We start from the raw sequence: 15,596 nt of genomic DNA, 5'->3' as shown, positions 1-15,596 counted from the left end.
ACCTTCGGGTTGCCGTTTTGCTTTTGTCACGAAGCCGCAATAAACAAATCCCGCAGCTTATGCAGCTGATCGCGGATCTGCGCCGCCTCTTCAAACTCCAGATTCTGCGCATGCTGCATCATCTGCCCTTCCAGCTCGTGGATTTTCTGCTGCAGCGCTTTCGGCGTCAGCAGCACTTCAACCGGATCGGCCTCAACCGGATGACGCGCTTTGCCGCGTCCTTTGGTTTTCGCCAGACCCTGACCGAGCGCCAGAATATCCACCACCTTCTTGTTCAGACCCTGTGGCGTAATGCCGTTTTCTTCGTTGTACTGCTGCTGTTTCTCTCGACGGCGCTCCGTTTCGCTAATGGCTTTGGCCATCGATGCCGTGATTTTGTCACCGTACAGAATCGCTTTACCGTTGATGTTACGTGCCGCACGACCAATGGTCTGAATTAACGATCGCTCAGAACGCAGGAAGCCCTCTTTGTCGGCATCCAGAATCGCCACCAACGACACTTCCGGCATGTCGAGGCCTTCTCGCAGCAGGTTGATCCCCACCAGCACGTCAAACTCGCCGAGACGTAAATCGCGGATGATCTCCATACGCTCAACGGTATCAATATCCGAGTGCAGATAGCGCACGCGCTCACCGTGCTCTTCCAGGTATTCGGTTAGATCTTCTGCCATGCGTTTGGTCAGCGTGGTAACCAGAACACGTTCGTTGATGGATGCACGGGCGCGGATTTCCGACAGTAAATCGTCGACCTGAGTGCCAACAGGGCGTACCTCGATAATGGGGTCCAGCAGACCGGTTGGGCGCACCACCTGATCAACCACCTCGTCGCCCGATTTTTCCAGCTCGTAGTTGCCCGGTGTCGCCGACACGTAAATCGTCTGCGGAGCCAGCGCCTCGAACTCTTCAAACTTCATCGGGCGGTTATCGAGCGCCGACGGCAGGCGGAAACCATACTCCACCAGCGTCTCTTTACGCGCACGGTCACCGCGGTACATGCCGCCGATTTGCGGAATGGTGACGTGGGATTCATCCACCACCAGCAGGCCGTCCGCCGGGAGATAATCAAATAACGTTGGCGGCGCTTCGCCAGGACCCCGCCCGGAGAGATAGCGCGAGTAGTTTTCGATTCCCGAGCAATAGCCCAGCTCGTTCATCATCTCCAGATCGAACTGCGTGCGCTGGCTCAGGCGCTGCTCTTCAAGCAGTTTGTTGTTTTCCAGCAGAACTTTACGCCGGTCTGCCAGCTCAACTTTAATCTCTTCCATCGCCTGAATAATACGTTCGCGCGGCGTCACATAGTGAGTTTTTGGATAGATGGTAAAGCGCTGAATCACCGACTCAATGTGACCGGTCAGCGGATCAAACAATGACAGCCGCTCGACCTCTTCATCGAACAGTTCCACGCGCAGGGCCAGATCGTCAGATTCAGCCGGGAAGATATCAATCACTTCACCGCGCACCCGGAAAGTACCGCGCTGGAAGGCCTGATCGTTACGCGCATATTGCAGCTCGGTCAGACGACGCAAGATTGCACGCTGATCGATGATCATCCCGTTGGTCAGATGCAGCATCATTTTGAGGTAGAGATCCGGGTCGCCCAGACCGTAGATCGCGGAAACCGATGCCACCACAATCACGTCCCGGCGCTCCAGCAGCGCCTTGGTTGCCGACAGACGCATCTGCTCAATATGTTCGTTGACCGAGGCATCCTTCTCAATGAAGGTGTCTGAGCTTGGCACATAGGCTTCTGGCTGGTAGTAATCGTAGTAGGAGACGAAATACTCGACGGCGTTTTCCGGGAAAAATTCTTTCATCTCGCCATACAGCTGCGCCGCCAGAGTTTTGTTGGGAGCCAGCACCATCGTCGGGCGCTGCAAATCCGCAATCACGTTGGCGACGGTAAAGGTTTTACCCGAACCGGTCACGCCCAGCAGCGTCTGGTGCGCCAGCCCGTCTTCCAGCCCCTCTTTCAGGCGGCGGATCGCCTCCGGCTGATCGCCAGAGGGACGGAAGGCAGAATTCAATTTGAACAATTTACTCATGGGCGGCAACCTGATGACGGAAAAAACGGCAGGTGAGTAATTTTACTCGCGGCTGGCAAATTTGCCAGTAATAAATACTGGATGTAAAACCAGTAGCGTGTAAGGATATCTGGATTAGCATCCGCTTAATGAGCGCGAAACGGGGTGAAATTTAAGCTGCGACGAGATAAAACACCAGCCGTATGCGGTTATCCCCAGAACATTTCTCATTTTAACATTTGTCAAGCCAGGTAATGATAGTTTTATGGCAGCGCGTGACACTTTCATGACGCTGATTGCTTTTGTCTAACTATTTAATTAATAGAAGATATTTCTTAAAGCCGCGTTTCGCACCAATTCAGGCGCAGGCCGCGTATTCTCTCGCTTGCCTCAAGTTTTCTAACTCTAATGCACATGGTTATCCACAGGAATAGTGGATAACTGCTTCCAGCCCATACAGACCGCCACTCGCCAAATTCCCGGCTTTTCCCAAGGGCATGCCCATAAAAAATATTTATCGCTCTTTTTTGATGATTATCAGACCCACAGCGCATAACGACTGGTGAGATCTTAATCACAATTCAGTCATTCTGTGGCCTGTAGCCGCGCTTAACCTTTGTGAGCGTAATCTTAAAATCGCCGCTTATTTGACCGAACTGCAGTTTATGGCAGGGGTTTTGCACATTCCTGTGACGTCTTGTCCCTCACGCGTTACCAGGAGAGCATTATGTTAAGTCTGCGCGCTGTTAATCAGTTTTACGGAAGCCAGCACACGCTGTGGAATGTGGATTTAGATTTGCCGCCGGGGATGTGCACGGGCGTTATTGGGCTGCCGGGCATGGGTAAAACGACGCTGATCAACTGCATCACCGGCCAGCTACCGATAGAAAGTGGCACCATTATCTGGCATGAAACCGGCTCACCGCCGTGCAATTTACGCGCAGATGCACCTGAGCAGTGCGCGATGCCGGGCATTGGCTATGTTTCACAGGACAGGCGGATATTCTCGCAGCTGACGGTCGAGGAGAATCTGCATGTTGCGATGCGTGCCAAAGGCACACCGGATGCAGGCGCAAGTGCTGAGATTTACGACCTCTTTCCCCAGCTCTGGCCGCTGCGCCACGCCCGAGCAACGGGTATGTCGCCCGATGAGCAATATCAATTGGCGCTGGCCAATGCGCTCATCAATCGCCCTCGACTGCTGATTCTGGATGAGCCGCTGCACGGCACAGGAAATACCTTTGCCCACAAGTTAGGACAACTGCTGATGCGCCTGAGCCGGGAGCTGGGAATGACGGTGCTGTTAGCGGAACAACAGCTGTCGTTTATCCGCCGGGTGGCGGATCGTTTTTGCGTGCTGTATCGCGGACGTAACGTGGCCCAAGGCCACGTAAACGAACTGGATGAGGCGCTTATCGCGCACTGGATGTCGCGGGATGCAAGGCGCTGAGATCAAGATACTGCCCGGTCTCGGCGTGTTCTGCGCCTTCAGCCAGCCACGGAATTTCCCCGAGAAACGGCGCGGGAAGCACGCGCTGCAACGTAGCGAGATATTCCTGATGACGTTTCCCTGGCGCAACGACGTCGTTGGCAATCCAGCCCGCGAAGCGCAAACCGGCCTGTTGAATCGCCTGTGCGGTGAGCATCGCGTGATTGATGCAGCCCAGTTTGACGCCGACCACGAGGATCACCGGCAGCTGTTCGTCCTGCACCCAATCGGCGAAGGTTTGATTATCTGAGAGCGGCGTAAACCAGCCGCCCGCCCCTTCAACCAGCACCCATTCCGCCTGCTGCTCCAGCGCCCTCAGGCCCGCAGAGAGCACCGGGAATTCAATTGGGCGTTGCTCGTCGGCGCTGATGATGTGGGGCGACGTCGGTTCCGCAAAGGTGTACGGATTCACCTCCTCGTAAGCCAGCGGAAGTGTGCTGTTGCGTTGCAACGCCAGCGCGTCGGAATTGCGCAAGCCTTCCGCCGTCATCTCGCTGCCCGACGCGACAGGTTTGTATCCGGCAGTCATAAAACCCTGCATACGTGCGGCCTGTAACAGCGCAGAGCTGGCGACGGTTTTACCCACTTCGGTATCCGTTCCGGTGACAAAATAACGTTCACTCACGTTCGATAATCCCATGAAATAATTGATAAGAGAGCGGAAATTCACCCCGCTCGCGCGGCCACGTCAGTTCGAGTCGGTTAAGTTCGCCGCGCGTCAGCGGTTTGCGTGCCCGTCCGCTGTGCAGATGGGTGGCGCCAATTCCTTTCAGCGAGCGCATGGCGCTCAGCGCATCCGTGAATCCAAGCGTCACAATCTGCGTGGTGGCTCGAAAACGCCATCCTTCCATCGCACTTTCTACCTCGTTCTGCGATAAAAAACGGTTGGCGTGCGGCTGTTCATCCACCGCGCGCCACGCCTGATTTAGCTCCGGCAGTGAGTTATCCAGCAGCGTGGTAAACGCAACGATTCCTCCCGGTCGCGTCACCCGATACAGCTCGCGTAGCGCCTGCGGCAAACTGGCGCACCACTGCACCGCCAGATGGCTCCAGACCAGGTCAAACTGCGCGTCAGGTAACGGAATCGCTTCGATATCCGCCAGCAGATAATCATCCGCCGCCTGCTGATAGCGTGCCTGCTCCAGCATTTGCGCCGAGAGATCGAGCGCCGTCACGTGGCTGCCCGTCTCGCGCCAGGCACGGCTGTTCGCACCGGGACCACAGCCCGCATCCAGTACGGCATTGAACCTCCCTGCGTCGAGAAAGGCTTTCAGCCCGTGAGCGCTGCGGCGCTGCAATTCATCATGCTGAGAGTAGCTCTGCGCCGCCCGCCCAAAGGCCGAGGCAATGGCCTGCTTATTCACCTGCGTCATGCAGCGCCTCCAGTAAATCCTCGATATCCTGCGCGTGGTGCGCGGCGGTCAAGGTTAGACGCAGACGCGCTGTACCCGCTGGAACCGTCGGCGGACGGATCGCCGTCACCCACATCCCCCGCTCGCGAAGCTGCTGCGCCAGCCGTAATGTGCGGCTGTTTTCACCGACAATCAGCGGCTGAATGGCGCTTTGCGATTGCGTCATCTGCCACGGCAGTTCGCCAACGCCAGCCCGGAAGCGCTGAATATGCGCCGCCAGAATTTGCCGACGCTGTTCACCCTCGTCGCTCCGAATCACGTTTAGCGCTTCCTGCAGCGCCACCGCCTGCGCGGGCGGCATACTGGTGCTGTAGATCAGATGGCGGGCAAATTGCAGCAAATAATCGGCCACCGAGTCACTGCACAGCACCGCTGCACCGCTGATGCCAAACCCTTTGCCAAAGGTCACAACTAGCAGTTCCGGTTTCACATCCTGGCTGGCGGCACTCCCGCGCCCTGCTTCGCCGAGCACGCCAATGCCGTGGGCATCATCCACCAGCAGCCAGGCATCGTGCCGCCGGGCGGTGGCGTGCAATTCACCCAGCGGTGCGCTGTCGCCGTCCATGCTGAATACCCCTTCGGTCACCACCAGCTGTTGCCCTTCGCAGGGTTTCTCCAGCAGCGCATCGAGCTGTTTCACGTCGTTGTGGGCAAACCGACGCAGCTGCGCCGGGCTGAGACTGGCGGCTTCCAGCAGCGAAGCGTGGCTCAGACGGTCGGCGACAATCCGATCCTCTTTACCCACCAGCGCGGCGATCAGTGCCTGATTAGCAGCAAAACCGGAGATAAACAGCAGCGCGCGCGAATAGCCGAGCCAGTCGGCAAGCTGCTCTTCCAGCGCCTGATGTGCGGTGGTGTAGCCCGTCACATGCCCCGAGCCACCGCTTCCCACGCCATACCTATCTGCCCCCTGCTGCCAGGCGCGGACAATCGCCGGGTGCTGGCTTAAGCCCAGATAATCGTTGCTGGAGAAATTGCAGAACTGGCGCTGGTCGCGAAGCAGAAAGCGCCCGCCGCCCTTGACGGCTGAGCGCGTGCGAAACGCGTCCGCCGCCCGGCGTTCGTCAAGGGCGGCATCGATACGATGTTGCCAGGTCATACGGTCGCGGCGTTGTAATACTGTTCGGTGTCGGCGTTGAAAAGCTGCTGTTCCAGCTCGTTATCGCCCGTCAGCACTTCGGTCTGATGCGGATTCAGCCCTAGCTTGCGGAACAGCTGAACGTCTTTGTCCTCTTCCGGGTTCGGCGTGGTCAGCAGTTTGCAGCCGTAGAAAATCGAGTTGGCGCCCGCCATAAAGCACATCGCCTGAGTCTGTTCATTCATCTGCTCGCGGCCTGCGGAAAGGCGCACGAACGAGGTTGGCATCATGATGCGCGCCACGGCGATAGTGCGGATAAAATCAAAGGCATCCACATCGTCGTTATCCGCCATCGGTGTACCTTTGACCTTGACCAGCATGTTGATCGGCACGCTTTCAGGCGGCGTCGGCAGATTCGCCAGCTGGAGCAGCAGGCCCGCGCGATCTTTCACCGTTTCGCCTAAGCCGACGATCCCCCCGGAGCAGACCTTAATCCCGGCATCTCGTACCTTGCCGAGGGTGTCCAGACGCTCCTGATAGGTACGGGTGGTGATGATGTTGCCGTAGAATTCCGGCGAGGTGTCGAGGTTGTGGTTGTAGTAGTCCAGCCCCGCCGCCGACAGGCGCTGCGCCTGGGTTTCGTTCAGTGTGCCGAGGGTCATACAGGCTTCAAGGCCCATCTCTTTCACGCCTTGCACCATCTGCTCGAGATACGGCATATCGCGGTCGTGCGGGTTTTTCCACGCCGCCCCCATGCAGAATCGGGTCGAACCGGCATTTTTCGCTTTACGCGCCGAGTCGAGAACCTGCTCAACTTCCATCAGACGCTCGGCTTCAAGCCCGGTTTTATAGCGCGCACTTTGCGGGCAATATTTGCAGTCTTCCGGGCAGGCACCGGTTTTGATCGACAGCAGCGTGCTGACCTGCACATGACGCGGATCGAAGTGCTGGCGGTGGATTTGCTGGGCTTCGAACATCAGTTCGAGGAAAGGTTTGTTAAATAATTCGGTGACTTGCGACATTGTCCAGCGCGGGTGATTAGCCATCGGGCTTCTCCAAAAGTTACACTTCATATTTCGCGCGGCCTCTTTGTTGGCTGCGCTTGCTCACTCCGGTCACATAGTTATCTATGCTCCCGGGGATTCGCTCGCTTGCCGCCGCGATGCCACACGAAATATTTCGTGTACTGTTAATTAACTGTGGGTTCGGTTTATACTCGTAAACCTAAAACTTTTCAAAATGGTTTACAAGTCGATTATGACCCAGGACGATCTCGCCTTCGACAAGCAGCATATCTGGCACCCCTACACCTCCATGACCCAGCCGTTACCCGTCTATCCGGTCGCCTCAGCGCGCGGGTGCGAACTGCATCTCGCCACCGGCGAAACGCTGGTCGATGGGATGTCCTCCTGGTGGGCGACCATCCACGGGTACAACCATCCGCGCCTGAATGCGGCGATGAAAACGCAAATTGACCAGATGTCCCACGTGATGTTTGGCGGGATCACCCATCAGCCAGCGATTGACCTTTGCCGTCGTCTGGTGTCCATGACTCCGGCATCGCTGGAATGCGTTTTCCTCGCCGATTCGGGTTCGGTGGCGGTGGAAGTGGCGATGAAAATGGCACTGCAGTACTGGCAGGCGAAAGGCGATCCGCGCCAGCGTTTCCTGACCTTCCGCAACGGCTATCACGGCGACACCTTCGGCGCGATGTCAGTCTGCGATCCGGATAACTCCATGCACAGCCTGTGGCAGGGCTATCTGCCGGAAAACCTGTTTGCTCCGGCCCCGCAGAGCCGTTTTGGCGGCGAGTGGAACGAGATGGATATGGTCGGCTTTGCCCGTCTGATGGCGGCCCATCGCCACGAGATCGCCGCTGTGATTCTGGAGCCAGTGGTCCAGGGCGCAGGCGGGATGCGCATGTACCACCCGGAATGGTTAAAACGTATTCGCAAGATGTGCGACCGCGAAGGCATCTTGCTGATCGCCGACGAAATCGCCACCGGGTTTGGTCGCACCGGTAAGCTGTTTGCCTGCGAACACGCGGACATTGCGCCGGATATTTTGTGCCTCGGTAAAGCCCTAACGGGCGGCACCATGACGCTTTCCGCTACGCTGACCACGCGTCACGTCGCGGACACCATCAGCGACGGCGAAGCGGGTTGCTTTATGCATGGCCCGACGTTTATGGGTAATCCCCTGGCCTGCGCGGTCGCCAGCGAAAGTCTGGCCATTCTGGAAAATGGCGAATGGCGGGCGCAGGTGGCGGCTATCGAATCACAACTCACGCACGAACTGGCAGGCGCGGCGGATTCTGAATTTGTCGCCGATGTGCGGGTGCTGGGGGCGATTGGCGTGGTCGAAACGACACATCCTGTCAACATGGCGGTGTTACAACGGTTCTTCGTCGAGCGCGGCGTGTGGGTGCGTCCGTTCGGCAAACTGATCTACCTGATGCCACCGTACATCATTACGCCTGCGCAGTTGCAGAAACTGACGGATGCGGTGATCGAAGCCGTTAACATTCCCGCACATTTTGCGATTTAACCCAACGCGTTAGCCTCGGTATGCTGTGGATGGTTTACACTTTTTGCACGGCTACCGAGGAGAAATCGCATGAAGATTATCAGTCAGGATCTGCGCGACGGCGAAAAATTGCCCGAACGCCACGTGTTCAATGGCATGGGTTATCAGGGCGATAATATTTCGCCGCACCTGGCCTGGGACGAGGTTCCGCCCGGAACCAAGAGTTTTGTCGTGACCTGCTACGACCCGGACGCGCCGACCGGTTCCGGCTGGTGGCACTGGATTGTCGCCAATCTCCCCGCCGACACGCGCGTGCTGCCGCAGGGTTCCGGCTCAGATTTGGTGGCCTTACCTGATGGGGCAGTTCAAACCCGCACCGATTTTGGTAAAGCGGGATACGGCGGCGCGGCGCCACCGAAAGGCGAAACGCACCGGTATATTTTCACCGTGCATGCGCTGGACGTTGAGAAAATTGACGTAGATGAAGACGCGAGCGGCGCGATGGTAGGCTTTAACGTGCATTTTCATACGCTGGGAAGTGCGTCGATTACGGCGATGTATATCTGATCGAGCGGGCTGGGCCCCTCACCCTAACCCTCTCCCCACGGGAGAGGGAAATGTACGGTGCGGTTTTCTCCCTCTCCCGTGGGAGAAGGAATTGTTCGGTGCGGTTTTCTCCCTCTCCCGTGGGAGAGGGAATTGTTCGGTGCGGTTTTCTCCCTCTCCCGTGGGAGAGGGCCGGGGTGAGGGCATCAGACCGCACACACCGCTGGCAACAACCCCACCAGACTCCCCGCATTCAGCAGCTCCATCGCCTTATCAATATCCGGCGCAAAGAAACGGTCGTCGTCATAGTGTGTCACGTGTTCGCGCAAATTCTGCCGCGCCTGCTCCAGCAGCGGGCTGGATTTTAGACCTTCGCGCAGATCGATTCCCTGCACTGCCGCCAGCCACTCGACCGCAATCACCCCGCGCGTGTTGTACGCCATCTCCCACAGACGACGCCCGGCGGCAGGCGCCATCGACACATGGTCTTCCTGATTGGCGGACGTCGGCAGGCTATCGACGCTGTGCGGATGCGACAGCGCTTTGTTCTCGCTCGCCAGTGCCGCAGCCGTCACCTGGGCAATCATAAACCCGGAGTTGACCCCGCCGTTGCGCACCAGGAACGGCGGCAGCTGCGACATGTGTTTATCCATCATCAGCGCGATACGACGCTCGGACAACGCGCCAATTTCGGCAATCGCCAATGCCAGATTATCGGCGGCCATCGCCACCGGCTCGGCGTGGAAATTCCCGCCAGACACCACTTCGTTTTGCTCGGCAAAGACCAGCGGATTGTCAGAAACGGCGTTGGCTTCCACCAGCAGCACCTCGGCGGCCTGCCGGATTTGCGTCAGGCACGCGCCCATCACCTGCGGCTGACAGCGCAGGGAGTACGGGTCCTGCACCTTATCGCAGTTATGATGTGAATCAGCAATCGCACTGGTATCAGTCAGCAGATGACGGTACATCGCCGCCGCGTCAATTTGCCCGCGCTGACCGCGAACCTCATGAATACGCGCGTCAAACGGACGACGTGAGCCGAGTACCGCTTCGGTGGTCAGCGCGCCGCACACCACCGCCGAGGCAAACAGATCTTCGGCTTCGAACAGACCGCGCAACGCAAACGCCGTGGACGCCTGTGTACCGTTCAGCAGCGCCAGCCCCTCTTTCGCGGCGAGCGTAATCGGCTCTAATCCGGCTTTTTGCAGCGCCTCTTTGGCTGGCAGCCATTGCCCCTGCCAGCGCGCTTTGCCCTCGCCCAACAGCAGAAGCGACATGTGCGCCAGCGGTGCCAGATCCCCCGATGCGCCAACGGAACCTTTAGCCGGGATCCACGGATAAACCTGCGCGTTAACCAGGGCGATCAGCGCCTGAATCACGCTCAGGCGGATGCCAGAGAAACCGCGCGCCAGGCTATTAATTTTCAGCACCATCATCAGGCGCACGATCTCGTCGTCCAGCGGTTCACCGACGCCCGCCGCGTGCGACAGCACCAGCGAGCGCTGTAAGTTTTCCAGATCGTGGGTGGCGATACGCGTTTGCGCCAGCAGGCCGAAACCAGTATTGATACCGTAAGCCGTGCGATCTTCAGCGACAATCGCTTCCACGCAGGCGACGCTATCGTTGATCGCCTGATGCGCTTTTTCATCCAGTTTTAGCGTCACCGGCTGACGCCAGGCGCTACGCAGATGAGCAAAGGTCAGCGCGCCGGGAGTAATAGTCAAAGCATTCATCAGTGTTTTCCTTGTGTGGCGGCGACCATCGGCAGGTTCAGTCCCTGCTCTTTCGCACAGTCAATCGCGATGTCATACCCCGCATCGGCATGGCGCATCACGCCTGTCGCCGGGTCGTTGTGCAGTACGCGGGCAATACGCGCGGCGGCTTCGTCGGTGCCATCGCAGACAATCACCATCCCCGCATGTTGCGAGAAGCCCATCCCCACGCCGCCGCCGTGGTGCAGTGACACCCAGGTCGCGCCGCTGGCGGTATTCAGTAAAGCGTTGAGTAACGGCCAGTCGGACACAGCGTCGGAGCCATCCTGCATGGCTTCAGTTTCACGGTTCGGGCTGGCGACGGAACCGGAATCTAAGTGGTCGCGGCCAATGACAATCGGTGCGGAAACTTCCCCGCTGCGCACCATCTCGTTGAACGCCAGGCCGAGTTTTTGCCGCCACTCCAGACCCACCCAGCAGATACGCGCAGGCAGCCCCTGGAAATTGATACGCTCGCGAGCCATATCCAGCCAGTGGTGCAGATGGGCGTCATCGGAGACGATCTCTTTTACTTTGGCATCGGTTTTGTAGATATCTTGCGGGTCGCCGGATAGCGCCACCCAGCGGAACGGACCGATACCACGGCAGAACAGCGGACGGATATAGGCCGGGACAAAACCGGGGAAGTCGAAGGCGTTTTCCACGCCCATCTCTTTCGCCATCTGGCGAATGTTGTTCCCGTAATCGAAGGTCGGTACGCCCATCTTGCTGAACGCCAGCATTGCCGATACATGCTCCGCCATTGAGCGTTTGGCGGCCAGCACCGTCCCTTCCGGGTCGCTTTGGGATTTTTGCTGATAGTCTTCCCACGTCCAGCCTTTCGGCAGATAGCCGTGGAGCGGATCGTGAGCGCTGGTCTGGTCGGTCACCAGATCCGGGCGAACGCCACGCGCCACCAGTTCCGGGACGATATCTGCCGCGTTGCCGCACAGGGCAATCGACACGGTTTTGCCTTCGGTGGTGTATTTCTGAATACGCGCCAGGGCGTCGTCGAGATTGTCGGCCTGTTCATCGACATAGCGGGTGCGCAGGCGGAAATCGATGCGGCTTTGTTGGCATTCGATGTTGAGTGAACACGCGCCCGCCAGCGTGGCCGCCAGCGGCTGCGCGCCGCCCATCCCGCCCAGCCCGGCGGTCAGGACCCAGCGCCCTTTCAGGGAGCCGTTGTAGTGCTGACGCCCGGCTTCGACGAAAGTTTCGTAGGTGCCCTGCACGATGCCCTGGCTGCCAATGTAGATCCAGCTGCCCGCGGTCATCTGGCCATACATCGCCAGCCCTTTGGCGTCCAGTTCGTTGAAGTGTTCCCAGGTGGCCCAGTGCGGGACAAGGTTCGAGTTGGCGATCAGCACGCGCGGTGCATTTTTATGGGTTTTGAACACACCCACCGGTTTGCCGGATTGCACCAGCAGGGTTTCATCGATTTCGAGATTAGTGAGCGCTTCCACAATGGCGTCGTAGCATTCCCAGTTACGCGCTGCGCGACCGATGCCGCCATACACCACCAGCTCGTGCGGGTTTTCGGCGACTTCGGGATCGAGGTTGTTCATCAACATGCGCAGCGGCGCTTCGGTGAGCCAGCTTTTGGCGGTGAGCGTGGTGCCGCGCGGGGCACGGACATCCTGCTGACGGTATTTACCTGACGACATTGTGTGGTCCTCATACGGGATGGAATATACAAACAGATATACTTGTATAGACAACCCCGCACAAGGCCGGATTTAACAATAAAGATACAATTTTGTTATATTGTGTTAGCTATCACGCTTTAAAAACTTATGACATAAAGTGCCCTTGCAGGCGATATCGGCTGCCAGGGAATAACAGTCTGGCGTGCGACACAATCTGCCCGGAAGACCAGGTGCGACGGCGGATCAGCAGGCACGGGTCGTGCTCTTTAATGCGCAGCAGTTCGCACTCCTGCGGCGTGGCTCGTACCGCTTCCACGATGTGTTCCCCCTCCGTCAGCGGCGCGACCTGCGACAGCCAGGCGTGGGGCGTGGTTTGGGTGTAATCCTGCTGGAGATAATCGGGAACCCGGTCGGCGTTGACGCAGCGATCCTCAATTTGCACCGGGATGTCGTTCTCAAAATGCACCATCACCGAATGGAAAATCCGCGCTCCCTCTTTGACATTCAGCTCGACCGCCTGCTCGGCGCTGGCCTGGGTCTCCTCCAGGATTAACACTTCACAGTGATGCTGATGATTGCGCGAGGCAATCTCATCGGCGATGCTGCGGATTTCAAACAGCGCCGACTGCCCTTTCGGCTCGGCCACAAAGGTCCCGACGCCCTGCAAGCGCACCAGCAGACCTTCGTCGGTGAGTTCGCGCAGCGCACGGTTAATGGTCATGCGGCTAAAGCCAAACTGCGCCACCAGCTCGGCCTCGGAGGGGATGCGGTCGTGCGGCTGCCAGACGCCGGTGGCGATTTTTTCGCTGATGGCCTGTTTCACCTTCTCATAGAAGGGGGCAGGCGTACCGGGCGGTTGATTCGGTGAGCGTGAAAACATCGTGATTCCTTAATAAGAGTTATGCCCACCAGTGAGCAATTTGCCACGCCAGACGCGCGGCAAGCCGTGCGCCCTGTCCGTCGCGGTCGTAGGTCGGGTTAAATTCGACTAAATCGACCGCCTGTAATTTTCCGCTGCGACAGATTTCACCGATCACCGGGAGTAAATCCAGCGCCGGAACACCGAGCGCCGCCGGGGCTGAAACGGCAGGCATTTCCCCGGCGGGCAGGACATCCAGATCGATAGTCAGATAGACGCGTTCGGCTTGCGCCAGCACCTTTTCCAGCGTGGGTAACGCCGCACGGCGAAAATCGAGATCTTCCACCAGAGTGACGTTCAGACGGTCTGCTTCGTCCCACAGCGCCTGAGTATTTGCCGCCCGGCTGACGCCAAAGCAGGCGTACTGAAACTCGCGCTGTTGTGCTTCGCAGTACTGCGCCAGCTGGCGGAACGGTGTGCCTGACGTAGCGTGTTCAGCTTCACGTAGATCGAGATGGGCATCGAGATTAATAATCACAACGCGCTCCTGCGCAAACGCATCCAGTACCCCACGACCGTGCGCCCAGGCCGTTTCGTGCCCGCCGCCGAACACCAGCGTGCGCATCCCCGACTGCTGGCAGGTTTGCACCGCGTCACTTAGCGCACGCTGGGCAGCTTCAAGTTCATCGTCTTCAACGGTGATGGTACCCATGTCGGTAATGCGCGCGTGCCCTTCCTGGCTTGCCATGTTCGCCAGCGCTTTACGCAGTACATCCGGGGCTTGTAGCGCTCCGGGCCTGCCGTGGTTGCGTTTCACACCGGCATCGCATTCAAATCCTATCAGCGCAATGCCTGACTGTTTGGGCACAAAACGATCGATCTGCTGAACGGTCTGGAAAAGGCGCAGCGCGTTGCTGGCCTCAGCGCTGTCATCGCGCCCTTGCCAGATGTCAGGCGAAGTGGGCCGCCACAGTTTCATGAGACTTTCCCTCTAAATACGCGCTGATAAAGCGGATTACGCCCCGGTTCGTAGACCATCTCCACCGGACGTTCGGCGTCCCAGACGATAAAATCAGCGACATATCCGGCCCTGAGCTGACCATGTGTGGCTCCGCGCCCCAGCGCCTGTGCGGCGTGGCGGGTAACGCCCGCCCACGCCTCTTCCGGCGTAAGGCCAAACTGCACGCAGGCCATGTTCATCGCCAGATGCAGGCTGGCAAACGGGCTGGTGCCAGGGTTGTAATCCGTGGCGACGGCCATCGGTACGCCCTGTTTTCGCAGTTGTTCAACCGGCGGGCGCTGGCGTTCCTGTAAGAAGTAGTACGCGCCTGGCAGCAACACCGCCACCGTGCCGCTGTGCGCCATCGCGCTTACGCCCGCGTCATCAAGATACTCAATATGATCGGCAGACCAGCCGTGATAGCGGCTGACTAATGACGCGCCGCCCAGGTTAGACAGTTGCTCGACGTGGCCTTTAACGGGAATACCCAGCGCAGTGGCAGCCTGGAATACCCGCTCGGTTTGCGACGGCGTGAAGCCGACGTTTTCGCAAAACACGTCTACGGCTTCAAACAGGCCTTCACGCCAGAGAGCGGGCATGATCTGCTCGCACACCAGCGAAATGTACGCATCCGGATCCTGACGATATTCTTTCGGCACCGCATGGGCGGCGAGCAGCGTCGGGCTGATCTCCACCGGATGGTTTTGAGCAAGGGTTTGAGCCACGCGCAGCATTTTCTCTTCGCTCTGCGCGTTAAGTCCGTAACCCGATTTGATTTCAAGCGTGGTGACACCTTCTTGCATCAAACGGTGCAGGCGCTGTTCCGCTCGTTTCAGCAGCGTTTGCGTGTCACTTTCTCGCGTGGCGGAAACAGTGGAATTGATCCCCCCGCCCTGAGCGCTGATCGTTTGATATGAGACGCCGTTGAGGCGTTGCTCCCACTCCCCGGCGCGGTCGCCGCCAAACACCAGATGGGTGTGGCAATCAATCAGGCCCGGCGTAACCAGACGCCCGTCGAGATCAACCTGATGAGCGTGCGTTTTCGGCAGTTCCGATTCAGGAACGACGGCGACAATCGTCTCGCCGCGCACAATCAGCGCCACCTTTTCACGCAGCCCGTAAGGTGCTGGCTCCTCAGGGTTCAGGGTCGCCAGCCGTGCGTTACGCCAAAGGACATCGTCGGGATGAAGCTGCTGCATAGGAGTTCCGCTTGTCATGGGTTGTATAGACATTTATTTTCATTCGTTTGCCGGTGTCAACCCGCT

At 58.5% G+C, this 15,596-nt stretch carries 13 protein-coding genes; 3 read left to right on the top strand and 10 right to left on the bottom strand.

Annotation, left to right across the window (positions count from 1 at the left end):
- Nucleotides 1–26: 26 nt before the first annotated feature.
- The gene (gene uvrB, locus JBO43_RS17170) at nt 27–2,042 is read right to left on the bottom strand and encodes an excinuclease ABC subunit UvrB (protein ID WP_095281315.1); all 2,016 of its coding nucleotides are present in this window, start codon (nt 2,040–2,042) and stop codon (nt 27–29) included.
- Nucleotides 2,043–2,748: 706 nt separating this feature from the next.
- Here uvrB and JBO43_RS17165 point away from each other — a divergent pair.
- The gene (locus tag JBO43_RS17165; RefSeq protein ID WP_095281314.1) at nt 2,749–3,471 is read left to right on the top strand and encodes an ABC transporter ATP-binding protein; all 723 of its coding nucleotides are present in this window, start codon (nt 2,749–2,751) and stop codon (nt 3,469–3,471) included.
- Here JBO43_RS17165 and bioD read toward each other — a convergent pair.
- Genes bioD through bioB form a run of 4 tightly spaced genes read right to left on the bottom strand, consistent with a single transcriptional unit; the run spans nt 3,434 to nt 7,046 of the window.
- Nucleotides 3,434–4,135 carry a dethiobiotin synthase gene (gene bioD / locus JBO43_RS17160; protein ID WP_095281313.1) on the bottom strand — a complete coding sequence of 234 codons (702 nt, stop codon included), beginning with the start codon at nt 4,133–4,135 and terminating at the stop codon, nt 3,434–3,436. The genes JBO43_RS17165 and bioD overlap by 38 nt on opposite strands.
- Nucleotides 4,128–4,883, bottom strand: coding sequence for a malonyl-ACP O-methyltransferase BioC (bioC, locus tag JBO43_RS17155; protein ID WP_202674764.1), 756 nt, complete (start codon nt 4,881–4,883; stop codon nt 4,128–4,130). Before bioC ends, bioD begins: the two co-directional genes overlap by 8 nt.
- Nucleotides 4,867–6,021, bottom strand: a complete 1,155-nt coding sequence (gene bioF / locus JBO43_RS17150; protein WP_202674763.1) for an 8-amino-7-oxononanoate synthase — start codon at nt 6,019–6,021, stop codon at nt 4,867–4,869. The genes bioC and bioF overlap by 17 nt, the downstream gene beginning before the upstream one ends.
- Nucleotides 6,018–7,046: a biotin synthase BioB gene (gene bioB, locus JBO43_RS17145; RefSeq protein ID WP_202674762.1), complete on the bottom strand. Its 1,029-nt coding sequence runs from the start codon at nt 7,044–7,046 to the stop codon at nt 6,018–6,020. Before bioB ends, bioF begins: the two co-directional genes overlap by 4 nt.
- Before the next feature lie 193 nt (nt 7,047–7,239).
- Between bioB and bioA the strand changes: the two genes are divergently transcribed.
- Nucleotides 7,240–8,547, top strand: coding sequence for an adenosylmethionine--8-amino-7-oxononanoate transaminase (bioA, locus tag JBO43_RS17140; protein WP_202674761.1), 1,308 nt, complete (start codon nt 7,240–7,242; stop codon nt 8,545–8,547).
- Nucleotides 8,548–8,616: 69 nt separating this feature from the next.
- A complete protein-coding gene (locus JBO43_RS17135; protein WP_202674760.1) occupies nt 8,617–9,093 on the top strand; it encodes a kinase inhibitor in 477 nt (158 codons plus the stop codon).
- 185 nt (nt 9,094–9,278) lie between these two features.
- Here the strand turns inward: JBO43_RS17135 and hutH are convergent, their stop codons facing one another.
- The 5 genes from hutH to hutI form a co-directional block, all read right to left on the bottom strand.
- Nucleotides 9,279–10,805, bottom strand: a complete 1,527-nt coding sequence (gene hutH / locus JBO43_RS17130; protein WP_202674759.1) for a histidine ammonia-lyase — start codon at nt 10,803–10,805, stop codon at nt 9,279–9,281.
- A complete protein-coding gene (hutU, locus tag JBO43_RS17125) occupies nt 10,805–12,490 on the bottom strand; it encodes a urocanate hydratase (protein ID WP_202674758.1) in 1,686 nt (561 codons plus the stop codon). Before hutU ends, hutH begins: the two co-directional genes overlap by 1 nt.
- 127 nt (nt 12,491–12,617) lie before the next feature.
- Nucleotides 12,618–13,352 (bottom strand): histidine utilization repressor, encoded by a 735-nt coding sequence (locus JBO43_RS17120; protein WP_103946955.1) that lies wholly within the window; start codon nt 13,350–13,352, stop codon nt 12,618–12,620.
- Between the two features lie 19 nt (nt 13,353–13,371).
- Nucleotides 13,372–14,310: a formimidoylglutamase gene (gene hutG, locus JBO43_RS17115; protein WP_202674757.1), complete on the bottom strand. Its 939-nt coding sequence runs from the start codon at nt 14,308–14,310 to the stop codon at nt 13,372–13,374.
- Nucleotides 14,307–15,530 carry an imidazolonepropionase gene (gene hutI / locus JBO43_RS17110; protein WP_202674756.1) on the bottom strand — a complete coding sequence of 408 codons (1,224 nt, stop codon included), beginning with the start codon at nt 15,528–15,530 and terminating at the stop codon, nt 14,307–14,309. Before hutI ends, hutG begins: the two co-directional genes overlap by 4 nt.
- Nucleotides 15,531–15,596 lie beyond the last annotated feature (66 nt).

This window comes from Lelliottia jeotgali (assembly GCF_016771845.1).
GTDB classification, from domain to species: domain Bacteria; phylum Pseudomonadota; class Gammaproteobacteria; order Enterobacterales; family Enterobacteriaceae; genus Enterobacter; species Enterobacter jeotgali.
This window is presented reverse-complemented; position numbering and strand designations above follow the sequence as displayed.

Excerpts from the sequence above, each read along its gene's own strand:
- hutG (WP_202674757.1), bottom strand. The coding sequence starts at position 14,310 with ATGAAACTGTGGCGGCCCACTTCGCCTGACATCTGGCAAGGGCGCGAT.
- uvrB (WP_095281315.1), bottom strand. The coding sequence starts at position 2,042 with ATGAGTAAATTGTTCAAATTGAATTCTGCCTTCCGTCCCTCTGGCGAT.
- JBO43_RS17165 (WP_095281314.1), top strand. The coding sequence starts at position 2,749 with ATGTTAAGTCTGCGCGCTGTTAATCAGTTTTACGGAAGCCAGCACACG.
- JBO43_RS17120 (WP_103946955.1), bottom strand. The coding sequence starts at position 13,352 with ATGTTTTCACGCTCACCGAATCAACCGCCCGGTACGCCTGCCCCCTTC.
- hutI (WP_202674756.1), bottom strand. The coding sequence starts at position 15,530 with ATGCAGCAGCTTCATCCCGACGATGTCCTTTGGCGTAACGCACGGCTG.
- bioF (WP_202674763.1), bottom strand. The coding sequence starts at position 6,021 with ATGACCTGGCAACATCGTATCGATGCCGCCCTTGACGAACGCCGGGCG.
- bioC (WP_202674764.1), bottom strand. The coding sequence starts at position 4,883 with ATGACGCAGGTGAATAAGCAGGCCATTGCCTCGGCCTTTGGGCGGGCG.
- bioB (WP_202674762.1), bottom strand. The coding sequence starts at position 7,046 with ATGGCTAATCACCCGCGCTGGACAATGTCGCAAGTCACCGAATTATTT.
- JBO43_RS17135 (WP_202674760.1), top strand. The coding sequence starts at position 8,617 with ATGAAGATTATCAGTCAGGATCTGCGCGACGGCGAAAAATTGCCCGAA.
- hutU (WP_202674758.1), bottom strand. The coding sequence starts at position 12,490 with ATGTCGTCAGGTAAATACCGTCAGCAGGATGTCCGTGCCCCGCGCGGC.
- hutH (WP_202674759.1), bottom strand. The coding sequence starts at position 10,805 with ATGAATGCTTTGACTATTACTCCCGGCGCGCTGACCTTTGCTCATCTG.
- bioA (WP_202674761.1), top strand. The coding sequence starts at position 7,240 with ATGGTTTACAAGTCGATTATGACCCAGGACGATCTCGCCTTCGACAAG.